Origin of the sequence: Bacillus cereus group sp. MG4, assembly GCF_040460055.1 — a bacterium.
Lineage (GTDB): Bacteria > Bacillota > Bacilli > Bacillales > Bacillaceae_G > Bacillus_A > Bacillus_A wiedmannii.
Window position 1 is genome coordinate 5,369,077 of record NZ_JARVGZ010000001.1, and the last position, 23,583, is coordinate 5,392,659.

Genomic DNA, 23,583 nt, shown 5'->3' on the forward strand with positions numbered 1-23,583 from the left:
AAAAAGGTAAAAAATGTGAGTGTTATTATTTGAGTTTATTATTGTTTGTTGATAGTATAAAGTTAGAAGCTTATTAATGATAAGTTTTAAGAGGCGGAACATGATGTATACATATGAAAAAGCCTCAAATGAAAATTGGAGGGAATTATGATGGCAAAAGATTTTTACACAGCAATTGAAGACAGAAGATCTATTTATGCGATTAGTAAAGAGCAAGTAGTTTCTGATGAAAAAATTCAAGAAGTGATTTATCATGCTGTAAAACATACACCTTCAGCTTTTAACTCTCAGAGTGCCCGCGTTGTCGTCTTGCTAGGAGAACAACATGATAAGTTATGGGATATTACGAAAGAAACGTTACGAAAAATTGTACCTGAAAATAACTTTGCATCTACTGAAGAAAAAATGAATGCATTTAAAAGTGGTTATGGAACGGTTTTATACTTTGAAGACAGTCAAGTAGTGGAAGAACTGCAAGAAAACTTTGCATTATACAAAGAGAATTTCCCAACGTGGTCACAGCAATCCTCAGGAATGTTACAATTTGCAATTTGGACAGCTTTAGAAATTGAAGGATTTGGTGCTACATTGCAGCATTACAATCCATTAATTGATGAAGAAGTGAGAAAAGAATGGGAAGTTCCAGAAAGCTGGAAACTTACTGCGCAAATGCCGTTTGGTAAACCGGTGGTAACTGCAGGTGAAAAAGAATACCAACCTTTAGAAAATCGTGTGAAAATTTATAAATAATGCGAGATAAAAGGTGAACAGGGATACAACCTGTTCACCTTTTATAAGTAATAAGGGTTTTTTTGATAGGAATTTTTCATCTGATCTTTTAATTCGTTTTTACGTGTTTCAATAGTTGATATTTTTTGTAAGGTAATAATTGAAACGAATTGAAAAAAAGCATAGTATAATTCTATATTTTTATTTATAGGATCATCTATTATGTTTTTCATAAATATACCTCCTTCTTTAATCCCAATATTTGCAGGCAATAAGACTTCCATCTTAAAATTCAATGTACCGCCCTGTAAAAGTTCGATAGGTTTCAGTGTAGGGTAAATAAAATTTGTATTGGTTAAAATACCACTATATATATGATAATATAAATATCCTATAAATTCCATAGTTAGTGAAAAGTAGGTAGTGGTGTGTGTGTTTTCGCCAAATTAGAACAGAATTTTTGAAGTTAAATCTTACAAATCGTCAAATCTTTTATAAGTGATAGATAGTATCAAAAATAGTTTTCTAAAAATATTATACTATTGATAAAAAAAGTATTTTTTGTCATGATAAGAGTATGCTTCATGGGAGGAGCTTTACTAGGAAATACATTCTTTGCATTGGATTAGATGAATAGGGTTTTTCAAAGTGGATAGACAATGTATATTAAGATAATGAATGAAATGTCGAATTTTCAATGAAATACATAAGAGAATTGAAAAAAGCATTGCAAAAATAATAAGTTTAATGGTAAAGTTCACATGAAGTTCACACGGAATTCACTTCATTCATTTAAAATGAACTCTGTGTGAAAAATAAAACTCTTGTTAAAAAATGGAACTTAATGAATATTTTACTTTAATAATATTGTAAAGTATTAAGTTTATAAGTTTTTTAAAGAGGATAGTAGGGAAAGGAAGTAAAGACAACTTATGAAAAAAGTAATTGCAGGTTTAGCAGCAGCTTCAGTAGTAGGTGTTGCAGTTCCAGGTATGGATTCTGCTCAAGCACAAGTTTCAAATGAGGCGTTAAAAGAAATTAATGGACAAACTCAAACTCAAACGACTGTAACTGAAACAAAAAAGGTAGAAACAACTTCTGAATTAAAATACACGGTAACAGCTGATGTATTAAATGTACGTTCAGGTGCTGGTACAGGACATAACGTTATTTCTAAAGTGAAATCAGGTCAAGTACTACAAGTAATTGGACAAGAAAACGGTTGGTTCAAAGTAACTGTAAACGGTCAAACTGGTTATGTAAGTGGTGACTTCGTAACGACTGGTGGTAAAACAGGAACTACTGTTCAACAAGGAACTGGTACTTACACAGTAAACGTTTCTTCACTAAACGTACGTACAGGCCCAAGTACATCTCATACAGTATTAGGCTCTGTAAATAAAGGTAAAACAGTACAAGTTGTTGGAGAAGTACAAGATTGGTTTAAAATCAACTTCAATGGTGGAACTGGATACGTAAGCAAAGACTTCGTAACAAAAGGTGGTTCTGCTGTATCTAACGAAACAAAACAACCAACTACAAACAACAATACTACTACAGTTCAAACTGGTGGTTCTTATGTTGTTAACACTGGTGCTTTAAAAGTACGTACAGGCCCAGCTACATACAATGCTGTAATCGGTGGCGTAACACAAGGTAAAGTATTAAACGTTACTGGCGCTGAAAATGGTTGGTACAAAATTAACCATAACGGCCGTACAGGTTACGTAAGTGCAGACTTCGTTAAGTTTGTAAAAGGCGGAGTAAACAACGTTACAAATAACAATAACAATAACGTTACAAATAACGTTCAACAACCAGGTAAAGACGTACAAAAACCAACAACAGGTGGAGATACATCTTCAATCGCTGGATTCGCTAGATCTTTAAATGGTTCACCATACAGAACTGCTGGTACAACACCTGCTGGTTTTGACTGCAGTGGATTCATTCACTACGTATTAAATCAAACTGGCCATAAAGGCGCTCGTCAAACAGTTGCAGGATACTGGAGCTCTAAAACAAAAACTAGCAATCCACAACCAGGTGATTTAGTATACTTCCAAAATACTTATAAATCAGGTCCTTCTCACATGGGCGTTTACTTAGGAAACGGTCAGTTCATTAGTGCAGAAACTGATGCAACTGGTGTACGTATTAGTTCTGTAAGTAACTCTTACTGGAGCAAGCACATGTTAGGTTACACAAAAGCATACTAAGAAAAAGTAGTTTATATACTTTTCGTATAGAGAAAAGGCTTTCCAGGGAAACTTGGGAAGCCTTTTTATAGTTGAGTAAATTGGGAATGTAGTAGTTTTTACTGTAACTTCCCAGTTAAAAATCGAGCGTATAGGTCATGAAAGTAGTTGGGACGAAATAAGTTTGCTGCATGTCCTGCTAACGGTATTTCTTTATATAAAACGTTAGGAAGAATGGACTTTAAATCAAAAAGACAAGATTTATAGAGATGATCATGTTCACCCATTACCCATAATATAGGGTGGGGAAGTGATTTTAATTTAGATTTTAAATCGAATTCTAAACGATGCCGTAATGATTGGGAAATAATTGATGAATGTAATTGCAATCCGAAACGGTAATAAATATTTCTTGAAATGACTGCGAACGGATTTGCCTTTAGTATGCCACTTGGAAAAATGGTATTTGCATATTGAGAGAGCCATTTAGAGTATTCGTCTCCGCGCTTCTCCCAAAATTTTTGAAATACGTTATATAAAAGGGATGGATTATTATAATGTCCACCAATATGACAAATGCTTAATACTTTTTCTGGGTGCATTTGTGCAAAAATTGTAGAGATATAACAGCCATAACTTAGAGCGCAAATATGAGCTTTTGTAATACCTTCTTTTTCATATAATTTCAATAGTTGATCTACGAGGCGCTGTAATGAAAATTCGATAGCTTCTCCTTTATCGTCGCCGTGACCTAATAAGTCATAAGTAATAATGTTGTAAGAGGCGGAAAATCGCTTATGCTCTTTTTTAAAGGCACGACGATTGCCGACTAATCCATGAATAAAAATGATTGTTTCCTTTTCGGAATGTATATTTGTTTGCAAAAAGGATACTCCTTTCAATAACGGGAGATTTATACAGTATTGTAAATTAGTTATCTATAATTCACATAGAATAATATTAAGTACCAGGTAATAATATCAGATGTTTATATATGTTGTAAAGATGCGTTTGTATGTATATTTTGTAAAAACAGAAAAAGGGTGTTTACATTCAGTTTACATTTGTATTGTATTCTACTTTTAGAAAGAACAGTTTGGGTGAACACGAGGAGATGAACAAAAATGGAAGTTAGAAATGAGATGGAGAAAAAAGGGAGCTGGAGGCAGTTTTTACGCCTTATTCAAGATACAAATCCTCCAAAGGGGATTCTTGCTTTTGCGTTATTAATGAGTTTACTTTCTACTGGAGCAAGTTTATTTATACCGATGTTAACGAAGGGCTTAGTAGATAATTTTTCACTTTCGTCAATTAGTACAGGACAAATTGTTGGGCTAATTGCATTCTTTATTATGCAAACTATAGCCGCGGGATTGTCTATATATTTACTAAATTATATAGGACAGAAGATTGTAGCTGGACTGAGAGAACGTTTGTGGAAAAAGGTGCTTATTTTACCGGTAACTTATTATGATCAAAATAGAACAGGCGATACAATTAGCCGTATGACAAATGATACAGGAGTTGTGAAAACGTTAATTTCTGAGCATTTGTCAAATTTATTAACAGGCGGTATTTCAATTGTTGGATCATTAATTGTATTATTTGTTTTAGATTGGAAAATGACACTTTTACTTTTAACGGTTATTCCGTTATCAGTACTCATTTTAGTTCCACTTGGACGAAAAATGTATAAGATTTCAAAAGCACTTCAAGATGAAACAGCATCTTTTACTAGTGTATTAACACAAGTGTTATCAGAAATTCGTTTAGTGAAATCTTCGAACACAGAAAAAAAGGAATATGAAACTGGAAATAAAGGTATTGAAAAGCTATTACGATTTGGTTTGAAAGAGGGAAAAGTGCAAGCGTTAATTTCACCAGTTATGTCGTTTGTTTTAATGGCATTACTTGTTATTATCGTAGGATATGGTGGAATGCGAGTTTCTAGCGGTGCATTAACAACAGGAGAACTAGTAGCATTTATTTTATATTTAGTTCAAATTATAATGCCGATGAGTCAATTATCTATGTTCTTTACACAATTCCAAAAGGCAATTGGTGCAACGGAAAGAATTAATACAATTTTAGAATATGAAGTAGAAGATCATGAAACTGGTGTGAAAGTCACAAATGCTAAGCAGCCAATCGTTCTTGAAAATGTACATTTCGAGTATAACGAAGAAGAGCAAGTTTTAAAGAATATTGATTTCACAATTGAATCAGGAAAAGTAACAGCGATTGTAGGACCAAGTGGTAGCGGGAAAACGACGTTATTCTCATTATTAGAACGTTTTTATGAGCCAACTAGCGGTGTTATTAAATTAGGAAAAGACTCAATTAAGAATTATTCATTACAGTCATGGCGACGTCAAATCGGTTACGTATCACAAGATAGTCCGTTAATTGATGGAACGATTCGTGATAATATTTGCTACGGTGTTGAGGGTGAAGTGACAGATGAAGAAGTTGAAAAAGTAGCAGCGATGGCATATGTTGATGCATTTATTCAAGATTTGCCAAACGGATATGCAACAGAAGTTGGAGAGCGTGGTGTAAAGCTTTCTGGAGGACAAAGACAGCGAATTGCGATTGCTAGAGCGTTACTTCGAAACCCACAAATTCTTATGTTAGATGAAGCAACTTCCAGTCTAGATAGTAAATCCGAGTCTGTCGTTCAAAGGGCATTAAATAACTTAATGAAAGGTAGAACAACGTTAGTTATTGCACATAGACTTTCTACTGTTGTAGATGCAGATAAAATTATCTTTATAGAAAAAGGGAACCTTACAGGAAGTGGTACACATGATGAATTGTTACGCACACATGACATGTATCGTGAATTTGCAACACAACAATTGAAAATTAAAGAGGGGGCATTATAAAATGAATAATCAGTGGGGCTTATACTCCGCTGATTATTCATTTTTAAAAGTTTTATTTAGAAAGGAAATGGTTCCTTTGATACCTAAAATTTTAATAGTAGACGACGACCCGCATATTAGAGAACTTGTTTCTGTGTTTTTAGAGCGGGAAGGCTTTCAAACATATGAAGCAATTGATGGACTAGATGCACTTCAGAAAATAGACGAAGTGAAAGTCGATATGGTTATTCTTGATATCATGATGCCAAATATGGATGGATTTGATGTATGTTTTGAATTAAGAAAATACTATGATATCCCGATTTTGATGCTAACCGCTAAAGGAGAAACGTCTCAAAAAGTAAAAGGATTTCACCTTGGCACAGATGATTATCTTGTAAAACCATTTGATCCGATAGAACTGGTAGTGAGAGTAAAGGCATTACTGAAACGTTACCAAATTACAGTATCGCAATCGATTCAAGTTGGAAATGTACTGTTAAATCGTAAAACATTTGAAGTTACAGCTGGAGAACAAACAGTTACGTTACCTCTAAAAGAATTCGAATTGCTCTTTACTTTAGGTTCTAAAGCAGGAAGAACTTGTTCGAGAGAGCAATTAATTGAAGATGTATGGGGATATGATTTTGAAGGGAATGAACGTACACTAGATGTTCATATTAATCGGCTACGTGAGAAGTTCCAAGTAGAGAAGTCGAAGTTCAGTATTAAAACGATAAGAGGTTTAGGGTATCGCTTAGAGGTAAGTAAATGAGAAAAAGAGAACGAATGAGCAAGTTGAAGATATTGAAAGTAACGGGAGCGATAATAGCGCTCTTTACTTTTCTCACTATAATTTGGTCTATCGCATTTTATGTAGCAACTAGTATATTGAATGCTTTTGAAGTAAACGTATCGTCGTTTGTGGCCTTTCTAATTAGCGATATGGTCGGTTTTGTATTTATTGTTCTTATTTGGACATTGATTGGGATATTAATGAGACCAAAACGAGAGGCAATGATCTGGACTATTATTGAACCGATACAAAAAATTGCAAAAGGAGACTTTTCCGTAAAAATACGAAATGAAGAGAAATATGATGGAGAAATTGGTGTGCTCGTAAAAAGTATAAATGATATGACAGATGAACTGAATGCGATGGAAAAAATGCGCCAGGAATTTGTATCGAATGTTTCTCATGAAATACAGTCACCATTAACTTCTATAAAAGGATTTGCTAGAGCGCTACAAGATGATAATCTTTCAGAGGAAAAAAGAAAGCATTACCTTACCATTATTGAAACGGAAACGACGAGATTATCTAAACTAAGTCAAAATTTACTGAAGCTAACTCTTTTAGAATCAGAAGAGTATACACCTGAAAAAGTGAACTATCGATTAGATCAACAATTGAAGCAAATTGTGTTAAATAGTGAACCGCTTTGGGATGAAAAAGAAATTGAATTAGACCTTGATTTAGAAAAAGTGCATATAACTGCCGATCAAGAAAGTATGAGTCAAGTGTGGATTAATTTAATTCATAATAGTATTAAATTTACTCCAAGTGGTGGCACGATTACAATCCAGTTAAAAGAATACGAGACATTAGTGGAAGTGCGTATTCGTGATTCGGGAATTGGGATATCTGAAGAACAGAAACAACATATTTTTGAACGTTTTTATAAAGCGGACTCTTCACGAAATCGTGCTTATGGAGGAAGTGGCTTAGGTTTAGCGATTGTGAAAAAAGTACTCGATCTTCATCAAGGAGAAATAAAAGTTGAGAGTGAGGAAGGGAGTGGTACGGAATTTATTGTGTGTATTCCTAAGTATAAAGAGAGATAGTGTTAGGGGGATATCTTCTAACACTATTTCTCTTTAAAAATACATGTACCGTTATTGCAACTATATTGATAAGCTTTTCCTTCATTGTTCATACGGTATGAATAATCTGATTTTTTATCTTTCTTAAAGTCAACGTATGCTTCTGCACAGTTTTTATCATCATCTACATCAATGAATTGAACGCTGCGTATAGAATAATCTTTCTTTTCTCTTAAACCTCTTCCTTGCAAGTTTGTATGAATACCATCTACTAACTGGTCAAACAACGACCAATTTAAATTAAGATGTTCAAATGACTCAGTATGTCTTCCTAAAATGCCGTCGTCTTGTATTATTTTTTTATTATTATCGTATGTATAAGAGTATGTAAAATAAGGTTCGTCTTTATATACTACTGTTGCATAATAGCCGATATTATAAATGGGAGTATATTTTCCAGTTATGCTTTGTATGTCTTCTTGCTTATAGTTTTTTATAGTATGGAGATAATCGCTAGTATCTTTTTCTATTACTTTATAATTTAGTGGATTGCCAAATATAAAGTACATCGCAAAAAGTATGATACATAGCCCGATTGCGGTTAGTGACAAAAACCATTTTTTTCTTTTCATACACATACACTCTCCTACGCTGGATTTGTTTTTATTTTACATGAATAATGATAAAAATATGAGACTTATAAATAAAAAACTTCCATAGTTACCTATAAGTAACCTACGCACATGAAAGTGCATCATTGCCTTTTTACATAAACATAGATACAATTTTAATATAATACATAACTGAGATGATTAAGGAGTGTTATACTTGGCAGAATTATTACAAGGCAAAAATGCTTTAATTACAGGAGCAGGTAGAGGAATTGGTCGCGCTGTAGCAATCGCATTAGCGAAAGAGGGCGTAAATGTCGGTCTTTTAGCTCGTTCAGAAGAAAACTTAAAAGCTGTAGCGAAAGAAGTAGAAGCAGAAGGCGTAAAAGCTGTTATTGCGACTGCTGATGTATCTTCATATGAAGAGGTAACGACTGCAATTGAAACGTTAAAAAATGGTTTAGGCTCTATCGATATTTTAATTAATAACGCTGGTATTTCTAAATTTGGTAAGTTTTTAGAATTAGACGTTGCTGATTGGGAAAAAATCATTCAAGTAAACTTAATGGGTGTATACTATGCAACTCGTGCCGCTTTACCAAGCATGATTGAACAACAATCTGGCGATATTATTAACATTTCATCTACAGCAGGACAAAAAGGTGCACCTGTAACGAGTGCATATAGTGCTTCTAAATTTGGTGTTCTTGGTTTAACAGAATCGTTAGCGATGGAAGTTCGTAAGCATAACATTCGTGTAACAGCTTTAACGCCAAGTACAGTAGCAACTGATATGGCTGTAGATTTAGGATTAACTGATGGAAACCCAGATAAAGTAATGCAAGCAGAAGATATTGCAGAGTTTATCGTAGCGCAGCTGAAATTAAATAAACGTACATTTATTAAATCAGCTGGACTTTGGTCTACTAATCCATAGGAATTAAATTTATATGTAAAAGGACATCTATTCTGTAATGGAATAGATGTCCTTTTTTATTTTTGTTCACGAGACAGAATTTTCGGTATAATCAAATGTGAATGGTAGAAAAGTATTGAAAGGGATGGTATTTACATGAGTACGATTGAGAAATGGACGGCTGTTGATCGATATGTGAGTGATGTATTAATACCGAAAGATTCTACATTAGAAGAAGTTCTTCAAGCAAATGCTGCAGCTAATTTACCAGCACATGATGTATCACCATCGCAAGGGAAGTTTTTGCAACTATTAGTACAAATTCAAGGAGCTCGGAACATTTTAGAAATTGGTACTCTAGGCGGATATAGCACGATATGGCTTGCAAGAGCATTGCCATCTGAAGGACGAGTTGTTACATTGGAATCGAGTGAAAAACACGCAGAAATTGCACGTAGCAATATTGAACGTGCTAAATTGACTGATAAAATTGAAATACGAGTAGGATTAGCTTTAGATTCTTTACAGCAAATAGAAGATGAGAAGTATGAACCATTTGATTTTATTTTTATAGACGCTGATAAACAAAATAACCCTACCTATTTTGAATGGGCACTGAAACTATCACGCCCTGGTACTGTAATTATTGGTGATAACGTAGTACGGGAAGGAGAAGTTATTGACAATACGAGTAACGATCCTCGTGTACAAGGGATACGTCGCTTCTATGAATTAATAGCTGCAGAGCCACGTGTAAGTGCTACTGCGCTTCAAACTGTAGGAAGTAAAGGCTACGATGGGTTTGTAATGGCAGTTGTAAAAGAGTGATACGGATCGAAAGTCTATTACACTTATAGTAGAGTTTAGGGGAGTGAGAGATAATGAATGAAGCAGCGCAACAATACTGGGCGGAGTATTGGAAAGATGCTGAGATACCAAAATCGGTGAGTGCATGGAAATTTGGTGATACCCCAAATCGTCTTGCTAAGCAAGTAGTTGACGGAACGAAAACGGCAACTTGTTCTGCATATCTCTTCTATGAATTAAAGAATATACCGTTACCAACTACAGAGGACTACTCTGTTGTTTTGGATCACGATGAAAATCCGGTAGCAATTGTAAAAACGATTGAAGTAACAATTGTACCTATGAATGAAATTACAGAAGAGTTTGCAATTGCTGAAGGGGATGAAAGCTATAAAAATTGGAAGGAGATTCATGAAAGATATTTCAGAAGTAAATTGAATGAAGTGGGTCATGATTTTTCTGATGATATATTGCTTGTATGTGAACGATTTAGAAGAATAGATATAAAAAAATAGGACGAGAGACAATGAAAAAGATGTTTCAAAAATTATAACATGTATCGTGTGCAACACAGCTAGCTCGTGGACCTCCAACATACTTGAAAAGATAAGTTTATATTAATAATTGGAGGTTAGGAATAGATGAGAACTGAAAAAGAAATGTTAGACTTAATTATTAATACAGCAAAAGAGGATGAAAGAATTCGAGCTGTCATCATGAATGGGTCACGTGTAAATCCACATGTGAAAAGAGATTGTTTTCAAGACTATGATATTATGTTTGTTGTAAATGATATACAATCTTTTACGTCTAATCATAATTGGATTCATAGATTTGGAGAAATAATGATTGTACAAATGCCGGAAGAAATGTCATTAGTTCCAGCAGATAAGGACGGGAAATTTCCGTATTTAATGCAGTTTATGGATGGAAATCGAATTGATTTAACGCTCGTTCCGTTTGATTTGCTAAATAAGTTCGTTGGACAAGATAGTTTAAGTCAACTGCTTCTGGATAAAGATGATTGTATTGTTGAATTTCCACCAGCAAGCGATAGGGACTACTTAATAAAAAAGCCTACAGAAAAAGAGTTTTTAGATTGTTGCAATGAATTTTGGTGGTGTAGTACGAATGTTGCAAAAGGACTATGGAGGGAAGAGCTTTCTTATGCGAAAGGCATGCTTGATGGTCCGGTACGAGATATGTTTATCGTAATGTTAGAATGGCATATTGGTATGAATACAGACTTAACAGTTAATACAGGTAAGTTTGGAAAGCATTTCGAGCAATATATTGAAAAAGATATGTGGGAACATTTTAAACGGACCTATTCGAATGCTGAATATGAAAACATATGGGAGTCATTCTTTGTGATGGGCGATTTATTTAGAGAAGTTGCGAACGAAATTGCTAACACATATGGATATCAATACCCGCAAGGTGATGATGACAGAGTGACACGCTATTTAAAACATGTGAAAGCTTTGACGAAAGATAGTACATCGATTTATTAATAATATAAAGCAGTAAGACTGTCCTAATTATGGACAGTCTTATTTTTGTTAATGAATAATAATTTCTCTAACAAAGTGAAGAGGAATCACATATGAAATTTTAGGGAGGTTTTTATCATGTATTATTTTTATTCACCAGAAATGTTTGCCCCATATGAATGGGGACTAGAACGAGATGATTCGTACGCATATATGCCATATAACTCATTTTATTATGGAGACTATATAAGCTCATTGCCATACGCATATATCCCTCAAAACTATACAGTACAAATGAAAGCATACGAGCGTGGATCGTGGACACCATTTTCGTGGGTCGAAAAATATGCGTATGCATTTTCAGGACCGTACAATAAAGCGGAAGTAGCTCTTACATTTGATGATGGACCAGATTTAGAATTTACGCCGAAAATTTTAGATAAGTTAAAACAACATAATGTGAAGGCGACCTTCTTCTTGCTTGGTGAAAATGCAGAAAAGTTTCCGAATGTAGTAAAGCGTATTGCGAATGAAGGGCATGTAATTGGTAATCATACGTATAGCCATCCGAACTTAGCGAAAGTAAATGAGGCGGAGTACCGTAATCAAATAATAAAAACAGAAGAAATATTAAATCGTTTAGCTGGTTATGCACCAAAGTTTATTCGTCCGCCGTACGGTGAAATACTTGAAAATCAATTGAAGTGGGCGACAGAGCAAAATTTTATGATTGTACAATGGAGTGTTGATACGGTTGATTGGAAAGGAGTAAGCACTGATACGATTACAAATAATGTGTTAGGGAATTCATTTCCTGGCAGTGTTATACTTCAGCATTCGACTCCAGGCGGGCATTTGCAAGGATCTGTAGAGGCGCTAGACAAAATTATTCCGCAGTTGAAAACGAAAGGGGCACGCTTTGTAACGCTGCCAAGTATGTTCCAGACATCAAAAGAAAGAAAATAAATAAACTGGAATTTAAATCAGTCGGGTATTGTCAATCATCCACTATAAAGAATAGGACTCCCAAGTACTTTAAAATGGGAGTCCTATTTTATTTACAAACTATTATTTTTTAATAATTCTTTTCCTTTCTCTATAACAAACTCATAGTATGCAAGATCATATGGATAAATATCTTCAAACGTTATTGTAATTGGTTTATTGTTCAAAACAGAAATAATCGTTAAAGATGAAATTTCTCTTTTTAAAAGTTGTAGAAAAGAAGTTGCATGTATTTTCATCACGTCGTCTACTTCTTCACCTGGTGCGAATGGAAGTGACTGGATGACATTGTGAAAATACATATGGCAAAACTCGCGATCCGTAAGATTTGAAATTTCATAATCTATTGTAAAGATTCCTTTGTATGCTAAATCAGTAGTTTGAAAGGAAAGTCCTAATTCTTCTTCAATTTCACGAAGACCGCCAATTTCTACTTCTTCATCATGCATAAGATGTCCAGCTGAAGTAATATCCCATATAAGTGGAGCTTCTTTCTTATTTTTAGAGCGTAATTGGAAATATAAAAACATATCTTCATCATCTTTTTCTACAAACCAACAATGAAATGTTTCGTGCCAATCACCGTCACGATGCACTTCATCACGTAATTTTTTCCCAAGTATGTTTCTTTCAGTATCAAATATTGTTAACCACTCTGTCATTTAAATTCCCCTTTCTGCAAATTATATTATACAATATTTGTATTGAATTTTGGGAAAATAAAGAAAAAAGGGGTCGTTATTAGTGGGAATAGAGGGTAAGGAAATCAAATCGATAATTTCAACAGAGAAGGAATTGCGAGAATTATTAGGGCAACCAAGTGAACGAGCTTTAAAAAAAGTTATTTCATCATTAGACCACCATTGCGTAGACTTTCTGTCTAAATCTCCTTTTCTAGTATTATCTACTGCAAATAAATTGGGAGAGTGTGATGCTTCGCCGAGAGGAGATGCACCTGGATTTGTATACGTATTAAATAATAATAAAATCATCATTCCAGAAAGACCAGGCAATCGTCGTATAGACTCCATTTTGAATATTATTTCCAATCCACGTGTAGGATTAATCTTTTTTATTCCAGGTCTTGGGGAGACACTCAGAATAAATGGTCGAGCGTATATAACAAACGATGAAGGAATTTTGCAAGAAATGCAGGCAAATGGACGGAATCCGTTACTTGGAATTGTTGTTGAAATAGAGGAATGCTATATTCATTGCGCGAAAGCTTTTATTCGTTCAAAAATGTGGGATTCAGAGTCATGGCTAAATAAAAAAGAGTTACCTTCAGCAGCAAAAATGTTGCTGGAGCATGCGAAAGTGAATGGTTCAGAAGAAGATGTTGCACGTTCTTTAGAAGAAAGTTATACGAAAAGATTGTATTAAAAAAGCTTTATTAATATATTTTTTAAGGCGGATTTCTACTTGTTTTAGAATGGAGTATTTATATATAAACCGTTGATTTACAAACTGGGAAAATTACAAAATAGGTAAATCAAGCGGTGGTTGTAAAATGTTATTGTGAAATATAATAAAAAGTAATTTTGATAATAGTTAGTAAAAATAGGCTTGCTTTTTAAAAACTTCATAACTATAATAAATTAACAAATAGACATGAACGAAAAAGTAACGATAAGGACACGGAATCATTTTTACGGTTTACAGAGAGGGAAGCCAAGGGTGTGAGCTTCCTAACACGAGAAATGATTTTACCACCTTTGAACTTCAATAGTGAACGAGCAATCTAGTAATTATTGACGGAATCAGCCGTTATCTGAGCTTGAGCAATCTAGGAGGAAATAAGTCTGGATTGGAACAAGGGTGGAACCACGAAAACACATTCGTCCCTTTCCTAGGGATGAGTGTGTTTTTTTATGGATTATGAAATTGAAAATTTAAAATAATTAAAAAATATATTGATTTTGTTTTTTATGCGAGTATAATGAGTTAACAAATATATATGAACGAAAAAGTAACGATAAGGACATGAAATCATTTTTACGGTTTACAGAGAGGGAAGCCAAGGGTGTGAGCTTCCTAACACGAGAAATGGTTTTACCACCTTTGAACTTCAATAGTGAACGAGTAATCTAGTAATTATTGACGGAATCAGCCGTTATCTGAGCTTGAGCAATCTAGAAGGAAATAAGTCTGGATTGGAACAAGGGTGGAACCACGAAAACACATTCGTCCCTTTCCTAGGGATGAGTGTGTTTTTTTACTTTGAAAGGAGGTGCAGTAAAATGAAACGATTTGTACGTACGGAAACAACCACCACCTGCATGATTAAAAAGCAGAGCAAGGTGATTGATAGAGATAAATAATAAAATTGTAGGAGGAGATTAGAAGATGAATAACGTTATTAATGTTGGGGTGTTAGGATTAGGTACGGTCGGAAGTGGTGTTGTCCATATTTTGAAAGAACATTATAAAAAAATTGCACTTGATACAGGGTATGAAGTGAAGGTAAAGACAGTCGTTGTACGTGACTTAGAAAAAGAACGTGATGTTTGCATTGATGGAATCGTAGTAACAAGTCATGTCGATGAAGTTCTAAATGATCCAAATATTGATATTGTAGTAGAGGTAATGGGCGGAATTGAAGAAGCAAAGCAACATATTGTTAAGGCTTTACGAAATAAAAAACATGTCGTAACAGCAAATAAAGATTTAATGGCTGTATACGGTGCGGAACTTCTCCACCTGGCGAACGAAAATGATTGTGATCTATGTTATGAAGCAAGTGTAGCGGGCGGTATTCCGGTGTTAAGGGGATTAACAGACGGATTAGCTTCAGATCAAATTGAAAAAATAATGGGAATTGTAAATGGCACAACAAATTATATGTTAACAAAGATGAGTCAAAAGGGATGGTCGTATGAAGAGGCTTTACAGGAAGCACAAAAATTAGGTTTCGCAGAATCGGATCCAACAGCGGATGTAGATGGGTTAGATGCGGCGAGAAAGGTAGCCATTCTTGCAAACTTAGGTTTTTCGATGAATGTTTCTTTAGATGATGTGCAAGTAAGAGGGATTCGAAAGGTCGAAAAAGAAGATTTACAAATGGCTGAAAAGTTAGGATTTACTATGAAATTAATTGGTAAAGCAGAGAAACAAGGGTCAGCCATTCATTTAAGTGTAGAACCGACACTTTTACCAAGCCATCATCCATTATCGAATGTAAATAATGAATTTAATGCAGTATATGTTCACGGTCAAGCGGTAGGAGAAGTAATGTTTTACGGCCCTGGAGCTGGGAAGTTACCGACTGGTTCTGCTGTAGTAAGTGATATTATTTCAATCGTTAAAAGTATGAATCAAGTTCCGAAAAATAAAAGTGCGTTAAAAGAACCAGAACCGTATGAATTACAAGGAGATGAAGAAGTCGTTTCGAAATATTTCTTACGTATTTCATTACGAGATGAACCTGGGATGTTACAAAAAATAACAGAATGTTTCGTTAATTATTCTGTAAGTTTAAAAGAAGTTATTCAATTACCTTTAAATCGTGAACTTGCAGAAGTCGTTGTTGTGACACATCAAACTTCAAAGTATCAATTTGAACGAGTACTAGGAGCGATAGAAAATGTCGCAAGTGAAATAAACAGTTATTACATTATTGAGGAGGAAAAACAATATGTATAAAGGATTATTAAAACAGTATGCTTCTTATTTACCGGTGAATGAAAATACACCTGATGTGAGCTTAATGGAAGGAAATACACCGCTTATTCCGTTATTAAATATATCAAAACAATTAGGAATTCAGTTATACGGTAAGTATGAAGGAGCGAATCCGACAGGTTCTTTTAAAGATCGTGGTATGGTAATGGCTGTTGCGAAGGCGAAAGAAGAAGGTTCGGAGGCAATTATTTGTGCATCAACAGGTAATACTTCGGCATCGGCCGCAGCATACGCGGCACGCCTTGGAATGAAATGTATAATCGTAATCCCTGAAGGAAAGATTGCACATGGAAAATTAGCGCAAGCAGTCGCCTATGGAGCTGAAATCATTTCAATAGAAGGAAATTTTGATGATGCACTTAAGGCTGTAAGAAATATTGCTGCGGAAGAGCCGATTACATTAGTAAATTCAGTGAATCCTTATCGAATTGAAGGGCAAAAGACAGCAGCATTTGAAATTTGTGACCAGTTGCAAAGTGCACCAGATGTTTTAGCGATTCCTGTTGGGAATGCCGGAAATATTACAGCGTACTGGAAAGGTTTCTGTGAATATGAGAAAGAAAAAGGCTATAAGAAGCCAAGAATTCACGGATTTGAAGCAGAAGGAGCAGCAGCAATTGTAAAAGGACATGTCATTGAAGAACCTGAAACAATTGCAACAGCGATTCGTATCGGTAACCCCGCAAGTTGGTCATATGCAGTAGAGGCTGCTGAACAGTCACACGGTGAAATAGATATGGTATCAGATGAAGAAATTTTACATGCGTATAGATTATTAGCAAAAACGGAAGGGGTTTTCGCTGAGCCGGGATCAAATGCTTCATTAGCAGGTGTAATTAAACATGTTCAATCTGGAAAAATCAAAAAAGGAGAGACAGTTGTTGCAGTTTTAACTGGAAACGGCTTGAAAGATCCTGATATCGCAATTTCTTCTAATACATTAGACATTGCAAGTGTTTCAAATAATATAGAACAAATTAAAGAACATATTAAAGGGGTGATTATGTCGTGATACCATTAAGTATTCATGTTCCTGCTAGTACAGCGAATGTTGGACCTGGATTTGATTCAGTAGGAATAGCTTTGTCATTATATTTAGATGTGGTGGTAAAAGAAAAAGCTGATAAATGGCAAGTAATCCATTCCTTTGAAGAATCAATTCCGACAGATGATAAAAATTTAATCGTTAGCACGGCATGTAAAGTATGTCCTTCTTTATCACCTCACATAATAGAAGTTACTAGTAATATTCCACTAACAAGAGGACTAGGAAGTAGTGCATCAGCAATTGTAGCAGGGATAGAGCTTGCGAATCAACTTGGCAATTTGAACTTAACGACTGATCAAAAAGTTCAAATTGCAACAAATTTTGAAGGGCATCCAGATAATGTTGCGGCTTCTATATTAGGTGGAACTGTAATCGGAGCACTTGATAGAAAGAATGTTTCGGTTGTAAGAATTGAAAGTAAGGAATTAGGTGTAATTTCTCTTATTCCAAATGAAGAGTTAAATACAGAGGAAAGCCGATCTGTATTACCAGATGTGTTTCCATTTCATGAAGCAGTTAAGGCTAGTGCAATCAGCAACGTATTAGTAGCTGCGTTTTGTCAAAAGAAGTGGGAAGTTGTAGGTGAAATGATGGAAAGAGATCATTTTCACGAGCCGTATCGTTTAGAACTCGTACCGCTATTACCCTCAATTCGTAAATGTGCGAAAGAGTTTGGAGCATACGGCACAGCGCTTAGTGGTGCGGGACCATCCATTTTTATTTTAACTCCGTATGAGAAGCGTCAAGAAATTGCTGACCAATTAGCGAGAGTATTTACGTCTATGAAAGTGTGTGAGCTAGAAATCGATCATAGAGGAATTATTGTAAATAAAGAAGAACATATAGGGCTATAAAAAAGCTAGCATTGCTAGCTTTTTTTGTTGTAAATATCTTTTCAATTGGCATATAAAAGAAAAGTAATAATGTATAATTTAGTAAAGTATGTATTAATTTAGAGGTGATCGTATGAAAAAAGAGTCACCAGAAGAAAACAGAGAACGTATAAGGCAAAGTGAATTGAAAAATAATCCTACCGGTTCTTTACATGATGGATTCAACAGAGCTGAATCAGGTAGTCCAGTTGATATGACGGGTGGTATGAATTGGAAGGGTACAGCGCTAGTAATTTTAGTGCTAGTTTTAGGTTATATTATATACAGTTACTTTTTTAGGTGAAGAAATCTGGAGTTATTTGAAGTTATAATTGGTGAAAATGAACTTAATATTATACTTTTAAGAGAGCTGTTCCCAAAGGTTTTTGGGACGGCTTTTTATTAATAGGTAGGATATTAATTTCATATTTTGCAGCTAAGTCGATATTCTTTATCAAAACGTCGATAAAAATAGAATTCTGTTTCAGCATAATTTCATGTATTGTTGCAACTTTACTCAAACAGAACGTGATTCTATTTCAAAGTCGGATTCTTTTTGCCACATTCCTGTAACAAAGCCCCTGTATATTCAGTGGTGGAGGTGCAGAAGATGAAAAAAATGATAGCAATATGTCTTCTTACAACGATGTCATTTTCGACTTTAGTCGGGTGTGATGTAAAAGGTAACAAGGCTGTACAAGAGTCTAAAGTAAAGAAAGCGACGTATAAAGAGTTTACTTACGATGTAAATCCAGAGACTTTCATGTTAACTGTAGAACATGATGGTGTAAAGGAACAGGCGTCACAGCCGTTACCGAAAATGAAGGTGTCGAATGTAAAAAAAGACAAGGATCGCACATCTTGGGAATATCCAGATCAAAAAGTAAAAGTGAATCTAGAAAAGAAAAAAGATCACTTAAATATTGAAGTCGAATCGACTGGTGCAGAAAGCTTTACGTGGCCGAAAGTACAAGCTGAAAATTATACACTTCCGTTATGGGAAGGAAAACAAATTCCGAGTAATGATGAAAATTGGAAGAAGTTTTTAAAGGATGATGCATATTCATTTGCTGAATCATTTTCTATGAAGTTTTTTGCGTTAAATGGTTCAAAATATTCCATTGTATATATTGCGAACAATATGTTTAATAATGAATTGAAATTTCATTCGGATCCGAAAATAGGATTTGATTTTATACATGAATTCCCGAGTATAAATAAAAATAAAACATATGGATTTCAATTATATGTGACAAATAATGATGCAGTCAGTATTGCTAAACTGTATAAGGGTAATATTGCTCGAAAAGGTGAATTTAAAACATTACAAGAAAAGGCTAGAAAAAATAAAGAGATTGAAAAACTTTATGGTGCTGCTCATTTTTATTTTTGGAATCAAAATGGTTTGTCTGACAGTAACGTAAATTGGCCTAAAATAAGAGAGCAAATAAATAGTCCTGTATTTAGTCATATAAAAGGGCTTATTCAAAAGAATAGTTCGGAGCCTGGAGAACTGAGTGTGTTTGAGCAAGTAAGTAAACAAGATTTCATTGATAAGTACCAAAAAAATGTTATTTTGCGTTATGTAAATGAAGTATTATCAATGAAGGAATTGTATAAAGATGATATTTTTCAAAAGGTTGATCAGAACGCTAGTGAGTTATTAAACAAAGGGGTAGATCACTTATCGAAGATGGAGTTATATAACTTAAATAAGCATGTATTAAAGTCGGCGCTCGGTGATGCGATTGAAGAAGTAAGTAAATGGGGTAACGCAGATGGAACGGATATTATAAAGGAAATGAAAGAATCAGGAATAGACAAAGCGTGGATTGGGTTACCGAACTGGGAACAAGGGTATATGCAGCCTGATTTCGTGACAGAAGCTAAGAAAATAGGATATTTAGTTGGTCCGTATGATTCTTATCATTCTATTCACGAAAAAGCTGATAAAAATTGGAATACAGCTTCTTTTCAGGATCCATCGTTATATGAAGAGGCAACTGTGACGAAGAAAAATGGAGAAAAAGTGCAAGGATTTTTAGGTAAAGGGCGAAAGTTAAATCCAACTTTATCTCTTCCTAGTGTAAAAGAGCGAATGAACGAGATATTAAAAAATGGACCTAAATATAATTCATGGTTTATTGATTGTGATGCAACAGGTGAAATTTATGATGACTATTCAGCCAAACATATAACGACACAAGAACAAGATTTAAAAGCAAGATTGCAACGAATGGATTATATTGCGCAAGAAAAAGGTATGGTAGTTGGCTCAGAAGGCGGAAATGACTTTGCAAGTAGCACGATTGCATTTGCTCATGGTATTGAAACGCCGGTTATTAAATGGGACGATGAAGATATGAGGAAAAATAAAACAAGTCCGTATTATGTGGGCGGATATTGGTCACCGAATCAAAATGTTCCAGAAAAATATGCAAAACAAGTACCGTTAAAAGAAGAATATAAACAAGTGTATTTAAATCCTGTATATTCAGTACCGTTATATAAATTAGTATACAATGATTCAGTAATTACAACGCACCACTGGGAATGGGGAAGTTTGAAGGTAAAAGATGAGGTAGGAAACCGTATGTTATATGAGTTATTGTATAACGTTCCTCCATTGTACCATTTAGATGAAGTAGAGTGGAATAAGCATAAACAAGAAATTACGAAGCATCTGAAAGTTTGGAATGAAGTTCATGAAAAGGCAGTACGAGAAGAAATGACGAACTTTGCATATTTGTCAGAGGATAAGTTAGTACAATCTGCTTCGTATGGAAAAAATATTAAAATTATTGTAAATTTCTCAAATGAAGATATGGAAATAGAAAAGACGAAAATAAAAGCAAAATCAGCTTTCATTATTAATAATGGAAAGCAAACTATGTATAAACCAAACTAATTTAATTACAATATATAGATTTTATTATATTTTTATATAAATAGTGACTTGCCAAAAATAAGCACGAGAGTATAATGTGAAATGGAATACATATTGGATTCATCATGTAACCTTACAAAAATGTAAGGTATTTGAAAGGAAATTCAATATGAAGAATACTAGACATACATTATACTAGGGAAAGAGAAAGAGAGGCGAATGAAGATGAGCTCTGAATTAGAACAAAATACGAGAAGTAATAAAAAACGTTCTAAAAGAAAGTCAATAAAATGGTTCATTTTAATTCCATTTTTCCTACTTATTTTTGGAGGAGTAGGATATGGATCGTTAATATATAATAAAGCAAAAGCAGTGGTAAGTGATGCATATGCACAAATTGATAAGTCATCGAAGCGTGATAAAGAAGTTGAACCTTTAAAGGATAACATTTCAATTTTAATTATGGGTGTAGATGGTAGTGAAATGAGAAAAAGTCAATACGGAGAAGCTGTTCGAACAGATGCACTTTTATTAGCAACAATTAATAAAGATGATAAATCAGTTAAATTAGTAAGTATTCCGCGTGATTCACGTGTATATATTCCATCTAGGAAGAAATTAGATAAAATTACACATGCACACGTATTTGGTGGTGTGGAAAGTACACGAGATACGGTGGAAAGATTTTTAAATGTTCCTGTTGATTATTATGTGAAGTTTAACTTTGAATCATTCGTACAAATTGTCGATTCACTTGGTGGTATTGATATTGATGTACCAGTTACTTTCACAGAACAAGATAGTAAAGACCAAGCTGGTATGATCCATTTAGAAAAAGGTTATCAACATTTAAATGGAGAACAAGCACTTGCACTTGCAAGAACGCGTAAAATTGACAGTGATGCTATGCGTGGTCAAAGACAACAACTTGTAATAGAAGCAATTGCAAAAAAAGCGATGTCTGTCCAATCAATTAGCAAAATGGGTTCTTTACTTGATGCGGTTGATAAAAATATGAAAACGAACTTAACTTTCGATGATATGCTTGCTATTACGAAAAATATGGCAGGATCTAATTTGGAAATGGAAAAAATGCAAATTGAAGGTACGGATAAACGTATCGGTGGTATTTATTATTACATTCCAAACGAAAAAAATGTGAAAGATATTTCGCAAAAATTAAATAATCATTTAGGTGTAACACCAAAATCAGTTCGAAATGAATAATAAAAAAAGATTGGCCTTTGCCAATCTTTTTTTATGGGGATACATTTGTAACTTTTCTGTAACGATTTTTTATTGTAGAAAAATTATACTCATATGTATGAGAATATTGGAGAAGCAAAAAGTAAAGAGAAATAATGAAAATCTGTAATAAGGAAAGATATTATATGCAGAAATGGATAGGCATTATGGGAATCATTTTTATGTTGACTGGATGTAAAATGTCTGAAGCTCCAATAAGTTTAATGGAAGCTCCTACCAATGAAAAATGGATTAATGAACTAAAAGAGCAAATAGATAAAGATTTGCCTGTAAATTATCGATTGCTTACTCCAATGTCTAATAAAGATAAACAGATGATTTGGTCAATGGATTTTAAACAAGATAATAAGAAAGAAGCCATCTTATTTTATAAATTGCCGAATGAAGATCATAGCGTATATTTAGCTGTATATGAAGAAGTCGGAAATGGATGGAAAGTAAAGTCCACGCACAGATTTGATGGTGGAGATGTAGATATCGTTGAAGTCGGTGATTTTACAGGGAACGGGAAGCGAGAGTTATTAATCGGAATTTCTGTAAATCGTGAATCGTTAGAACATGTTATGTATGTTTTTTCGGAAGAAAATGAAGATATGAAGGAAATATATAATCGAAGTTATACGAAGTTATTCATAGACGATCTAAATAAAAATGGATTGAAAGATTTAAGTCTTGTTACGTATGAAAAAGATGAAAAGTTGACAGTTGAGTTCATTGAACAATTTAAGACGTTATCTGAAGCGTCATTCGATCCATTTATAAATAGTATTCAAAGAATACAAATGGGCCGTATTTCTAAATCAATAAAGGCGCTTGTAATTGATGCGGGAATTGGGGCTCATTCAGGTGTAACTTATGTAGCAAAATTTGATAAGGGTCATTATGAGGTATTACCTATAGATGGGAAAGAAGATTTGTTCAATGAATATGTTGTAGAAAGTAAAGATGTTAATGAAGACGGCATTATTGAATTTGTTCGTACAGTGCGTCCACAAGGTTGGGAAGATAAATCACATGGTGATAGTCCGCTTTTCGAACGTTACATACAGTGGAGTGAATCTGGAATTAAACCAATTGAAGAAAGATATATCGATATAGAAAAAGGATATTATGTGAAAATTCCTGAAGAGTTAATTGGAAAAATTACGATAACAGATGAGCAAAAGGAATCAAATTCTCAAAAGTTTTTGGAGACAAGTACAAAAGAATTATGGCTTGAAGTCCATATATTTAAGCGGAAAGAATGGTTCAAAATAAAAGGATACGAAGCAGCAGTTAAAACAGCTTCTCACGTATATGCTGTACCGAAACAACCACATTTTGAAAAAGTGAAAGCATATGTAAAACCGCTAGCCGATTATCAACAAGAGTAGGGAGGTGGA

The 23,583-nt window shown here is 34.2% G+C and carries 22 protein-coding genes and 2 other annotated features; of the genes, 18 read left to right on the forward strand and 4 right to left on the reverse strand.

What is annotated here, in order from left to right; translation table 11 throughout:
- The first annotated feature begins 147 nt into the window (after window positions 1-147).
- Window positions 148-750 carry a nitroreductase family protein gene (locus tag QCI41_RS28275; protein WP_176546474.1) on the forward strand — a complete coding sequence of 201 codons (603 nt, stop codon included), beginning with the start codon at window positions 148-150 and terminating at the stop codon, window positions 748-750.
- A 41-nt stretch (window positions 751-791) separates the two neighbouring features.
- On the opposite strand, the gene QCI41_RS28280 is transcribed toward QCI41_RS28275, so the two are convergent.
- The gene (locus QCI41_RS28280) at window positions 792-962 is read right to left on the reverse strand and encodes a hypothetical protein (RefSeq protein ID WP_000789341.1); all 171 of its coding nucleotides are present in this window, start codon (window positions 960-962) and stop codon (window positions 792-794) included.
- Between the two features lie 699 nt (window positions 963-1,661).
- Between QCI41_RS28280 and entFM the strand changes: the two genes are divergently transcribed.
- Window positions 1,662-2,948, forward strand: a complete 1,287-nt coding sequence (gene entFM / locus QCI41_RS28285) for an enterotoxin EntFM (protein WP_088082594.1) — start codon at window positions 1,662-1,664, stop codon at window positions 2,946-2,948.
- A gap of 98 nt (window positions 2,949-3,046) precedes the next feature.
- Here the strand turns inward: entFM and QCI41_RS28290 are convergent, their stop codons facing one another.
- The gene (locus QCI41_RS28290) at window positions 3,047-3,811 is read right to left on the reverse strand and encodes an alpha/beta fold hydrolase (protein ID WP_088082593.1); all 765 of its coding nucleotides are present in this window, start codon (window positions 3,809-3,811) and stop codon (window positions 3,047-3,049) included.
- 240 nt (window positions 3,812-4,051) lie between these two features.
- On the opposite strand from QCI41_RS28290, the gene QCI41_RS28295 reads away from it, so the two are divergent.
- The 3 genes from QCI41_RS28295 to hitS all read left to right on the forward strand — a co-directional run bounded on the left by QCI41_RS28295 (window position 4,052) and on the right by hitS (window position 7,636).
- Complete coding sequence (locus QCI41_RS28295; protein WP_353836074.1) at window positions 4,052-5,812, forward strand: ABC transporter ATP-binding protein; 1,761 nt, start codon at window positions 4,052-4,054, stop codon at window positions 5,810-5,812.
- 76 nt (window positions 5,813-5,888) lie between these two features.
- Entirely contained in the window at window positions 5,889-6,566 is a 678-nt protein-coding gene (gene hitR / locus QCI41_RS28300; protein ID WP_046959907.1) for an envelope stress response regulator transcription factor HitR, read from the forward strand.
- Window positions 6,563-7,636: an envelope stress sensor histidine kinase HitS gene (hitS, locus tag QCI41_RS28305; protein WP_353836073.1), complete on the forward strand. Its 1,074-nt coding sequence runs from the start codon at window positions 6,563-6,565 to the stop codon at window positions 7,634-7,636. The genes hitR and hitS overlap by 4 nt, the downstream gene beginning before the upstream one ends.
- 23 nt (window positions 7,637-7,659) lie before the next feature.
- On the opposite strand, the gene QCI41_RS28310 is transcribed toward hitS, so the two are convergent.
- Window positions 7,660-8,253 (reverse strand): DUF3139 domain-containing protein, encoded by a 594-nt coding sequence (locus QCI41_RS28310; protein WP_353836072.1) that lies wholly within the window; start codon window positions 8,251-8,253, stop codon window positions 7,660-7,662.
- A gap of 190 nt (window positions 8,254-8,443) precedes the next feature.
- Between QCI41_RS28310 and QCI41_RS28315 the strand changes: the two genes are divergently transcribed.
- From QCI41_RS28315 to QCI41_RS28335, 5 genes are all read left to right on the forward strand, one after another.
- Window positions 8,444-9,163: a 3-ketoacyl-ACP reductase gene (locus QCI41_RS28315; RefSeq protein WP_000818985.1), complete on the forward strand. Its 720-nt coding sequence runs from the start codon at window positions 8,444-8,446 to the stop codon at window positions 9,161-9,163.
- A gap of 135 nt (window positions 9,164-9,298) precedes the next feature.
- Window positions 9,299-9,970 (forward strand): O-methyltransferase, encoded by a 672-nt coding sequence (locus tag QCI41_RS28320; protein WP_353836071.1) that lies wholly within the window; start codon window positions 9,299-9,301, stop codon window positions 9,968-9,970.
- A gap of 53 nt (window positions 9,971-10,023) precedes the next feature.
- Window positions 10,024-10,464: an ASCH domain-containing protein gene (locus QCI41_RS28325; RefSeq protein ID WP_353836070.1), complete on the forward strand. Its 441-nt coding sequence runs from the start codon at window positions 10,024-10,026 to the stop codon at window positions 10,462-10,464.
- Window positions 10,465-10,590: 126 nt separating this feature from the next.
- The gene (locus tag QCI41_RS28330; RefSeq protein ID WP_353836069.1) at window positions 10,591-11,463 is read left to right on the forward strand and encodes an aminoglycoside 6-adenylyltransferase; all 873 of its coding nucleotides are present in this window, start codon (window positions 10,591-10,593) and stop codon (window positions 11,461-11,463) included.
- 117 nt (window positions 11,464-11,580) lie between these two features.
- Window positions 11,581-12,408, forward strand: coding sequence for a peptidoglycan-N-acetylglucosamine deacetylase (locus QCI41_RS28335; protein ID WP_353836068.1), 828 nt, complete (start codon window positions 11,581-11,583; stop codon window positions 12,406-12,408).
- A gap of 92 nt (window positions 12,409-12,500) precedes the next feature.
- Here QCI41_RS28335 and QCI41_RS28340 read toward each other — a convergent pair whose 3' ends face one another.
- Complete coding sequence (locus QCI41_RS28340; protein ID WP_353836067.1) at window positions 12,501-13,109, reverse strand: NUDIX hydrolase; 609 nt, start codon at window positions 13,107-13,109, stop codon at window positions 12,501-12,503.
- Between the two features lie 82 nt (window positions 13,110-13,191).
- Between QCI41_RS28340 and QCI41_RS28345 the strand changes: the two genes are divergently transcribed.
- From QCI41_RS28345 to QCI41_RS28380, 8 genes are all read left to right on the forward strand, one after another.
- A complete protein-coding gene (locus QCI41_RS28345; RefSeq protein ID WP_353836066.1) occupies window positions 13,192-13,830 on the forward strand; it encodes a pyridoxamine 5'-phosphate oxidase family protein in 639 nt (212 codons plus the stop codon).
- Between the two features lie 234 nt (window positions 13,831-14,064).
- Window positions 14,065-14,296 (forward strand) — a binding site (T-box leader).
- Between the two features lie 114 nt (window positions 14,297-14,410).
- Window positions 14,411-14,642, forward strand: a binding site (T-box leader).
- A 151-nt stretch (window positions 14,643-14,793) separates the two neighbouring features.
- The gene (locus QCI41_RS28350) at window positions 14,794-16,089 is read left to right on the forward strand and encodes a homoserine dehydrogenase (protein ID WP_001066909.1); all 1,296 of its coding nucleotides are present in this window, start codon (window positions 14,794-14,796) and stop codon (window positions 16,087-16,089) included.
- On the forward strand, window positions 16,082-17,140 hold the full coding sequence (gene thrC, locus QCI41_RS28355) for a threonine synthase (RefSeq protein WP_000276442.1): 1,059 nt from the start codon (window positions 16,082-16,084) through the stop codon (window positions 17,138-17,140). The genes QCI41_RS28350 and thrC overlap by 8 nt, the downstream gene beginning before the upstream one ends.
- Window positions 17,137-18,030, forward strand: a complete 894-nt coding sequence (gene thrB, locus QCI41_RS28360) for a homoserine kinase (RefSeq protein WP_353836065.1) — start codon at window positions 17,137-17,139, stop codon at window positions 18,028-18,030. The genes thrC and thrB overlap by 4 nt, the downstream gene beginning before the upstream one ends.
- A 112-nt stretch (window positions 18,031-18,142) precedes the next feature.
- Window positions 18,143-18,352: a DUF6366 family protein gene (locus QCI41_RS28365; protein ID WP_353836064.1), complete on the forward strand. Its 210-nt coding sequence runs from the start codon at window positions 18,143-18,145 to the stop codon at window positions 18,350-18,352.
- A 306-nt stretch (window positions 18,353-18,658) separates the two neighbouring features.
- Window positions 18,659-20,956 carry a glycoside hydrolase gene (locus tag QCI41_RS28370; RefSeq protein WP_353836063.1) on the forward strand — a complete coding sequence of 766 codons (2,298 nt, stop codon included), beginning with the start codon at window positions 18,659-18,661 and terminating at the stop codon, window positions 20,954-20,956.
- Between the two features lie 204 nt (window positions 20,957-21,160).
- Entirely contained in the window at window positions 21,161-22,162 is a 1,002-nt protein-coding gene (locus QCI41_RS28375) for an LCP family protein (RefSeq protein WP_283885367.1), read from the forward strand.
- Between the two features lie 164 nt (window positions 22,163-22,326).
- Window positions 22,327-23,574 carry a hypothetical protein gene (locus tag QCI41_RS28380; RefSeq protein ID WP_353836062.1) on the forward strand — a complete coding sequence of 416 codons (1,248 nt, stop codon included), beginning with the start codon at window positions 22,327-22,329 and terminating at the stop codon, window positions 23,572-23,574.
- The last annotated feature ends 9 nt before the right edge of the window (window positions 23,575-23,583 follow it).

What these genes read in the sequence shown, in the direction of transcription:
- QCI41_RS28325 (WP_353836070.1), top strand. Translation starts at nt 10,024, where the DNA reads ATGAATGAAGCAGCGCAACAATACTGGGCGGAGTATTGGAAAGATGCT.
- QCI41_RS28380 (WP_353836062.1), top strand. Translation starts at nt 22,327, where the DNA reads ATGCAGAAATGGATAGGCATTATGGGAATCATTTTTATGTTGACTGGA.
- QCI41_RS28280 (WP_000789341.1), bottom strand. Translation starts at nt 962, where the DNA reads ATGAAAAACATAATAGATGATCCTATAAATAAAAATATAGAATTATAC.
- QCI41_RS28370 (WP_353836063.1), top strand. Translation starts at nt 18,659, where the DNA reads ATGAAAAAAATGATAGCAATATGTCTTCTTACAACGATGTCATTTTCG.
- thrC (WP_000276442.1), top strand. Translation starts at nt 16,082, where the DNA reads ATGTATAAAGGATTATTAAAACAGTATGCTTCTTATTTACCGGTGAAT.
- entFM (WP_088082594.1), top strand. Translation starts at nt 1,662, where the DNA reads ATGAAAAAAGTAATTGCAGGTTTAGCAGCAGCTTCAGTAGTAGGTGTT.
- QCI41_RS28375 (WP_283885367.1), top strand. Translation starts at nt 21,161, where the DNA reads ATGAGCTCTGAATTAGAACAAAATACGAGAAGTAATAAAAAACGTTCT.
- QCI41_RS28330 (WP_353836069.1), top strand. Translation starts at nt 10,591, where the DNA reads ATGAGAACTGAAAAAGAAATGTTAGACTTAATTATTAATACAGCAAAA.
- QCI41_RS28340 (WP_353836067.1), bottom strand. Translation starts at nt 13,109, where the DNA reads ATGACAGAGTGGTTAACAATATTTGATACTGAAAGAAACATACTTGGG.
- QCI41_RS28335 (WP_353836068.1), top strand. Translation starts at nt 11,581, where the DNA reads ATGTATTATTTTTATTCACCAGAAATGTTTGCCCCATATGAATGGGGA.
- QCI41_RS28320 (WP_353836071.1), top strand. Translation starts at nt 9,299, where the DNA reads ATGAGTACGATTGAGAAATGGACGGCTGTTGATCGATATGTGAGTGAT.
- QCI41_RS28310 (WP_353836072.1), bottom strand. Translation starts at nt 8,253, where the DNA reads ATGTGTATGAAAAGAAAAAAATGGTTTTTGTCACTAACCGCAATCGGG.
- QCI41_RS28365 (WP_353836064.1), top strand. Translation starts at nt 18,143, where the DNA reads ATGAAAAAAGAGTCACCAGAAGAAAACAGAGAACGTATAAGGCAAAGT.
- hitS (WP_353836073.1), top strand. Translation starts at nt 6,563, where the DNA reads ATGAGAAAAAGAGAACGAATGAGCAAGTTGAAGATATTGAAAGTAACG.
- QCI41_RS28275 (WP_176546474.1), top strand. Translation starts at nt 148, where the DNA reads ATGATGGCAAAAGATTTTTACACAGCAATTGAAGACAGAAGATCTATT.
- QCI41_RS28350 (WP_001066909.1), top strand. Translation starts at nt 14,794, where the DNA reads ATGAATAACGTTATTAATGTTGGGGTGTTAGGATTAGGTACGGTCGGA.
- QCI41_RS28295 (WP_353836074.1), top strand. Translation starts at nt 4,052, where the DNA reads ATGGAAGTTAGAAATGAGATGGAGAAAAAAGGGAGCTGGAGGCAGTTT.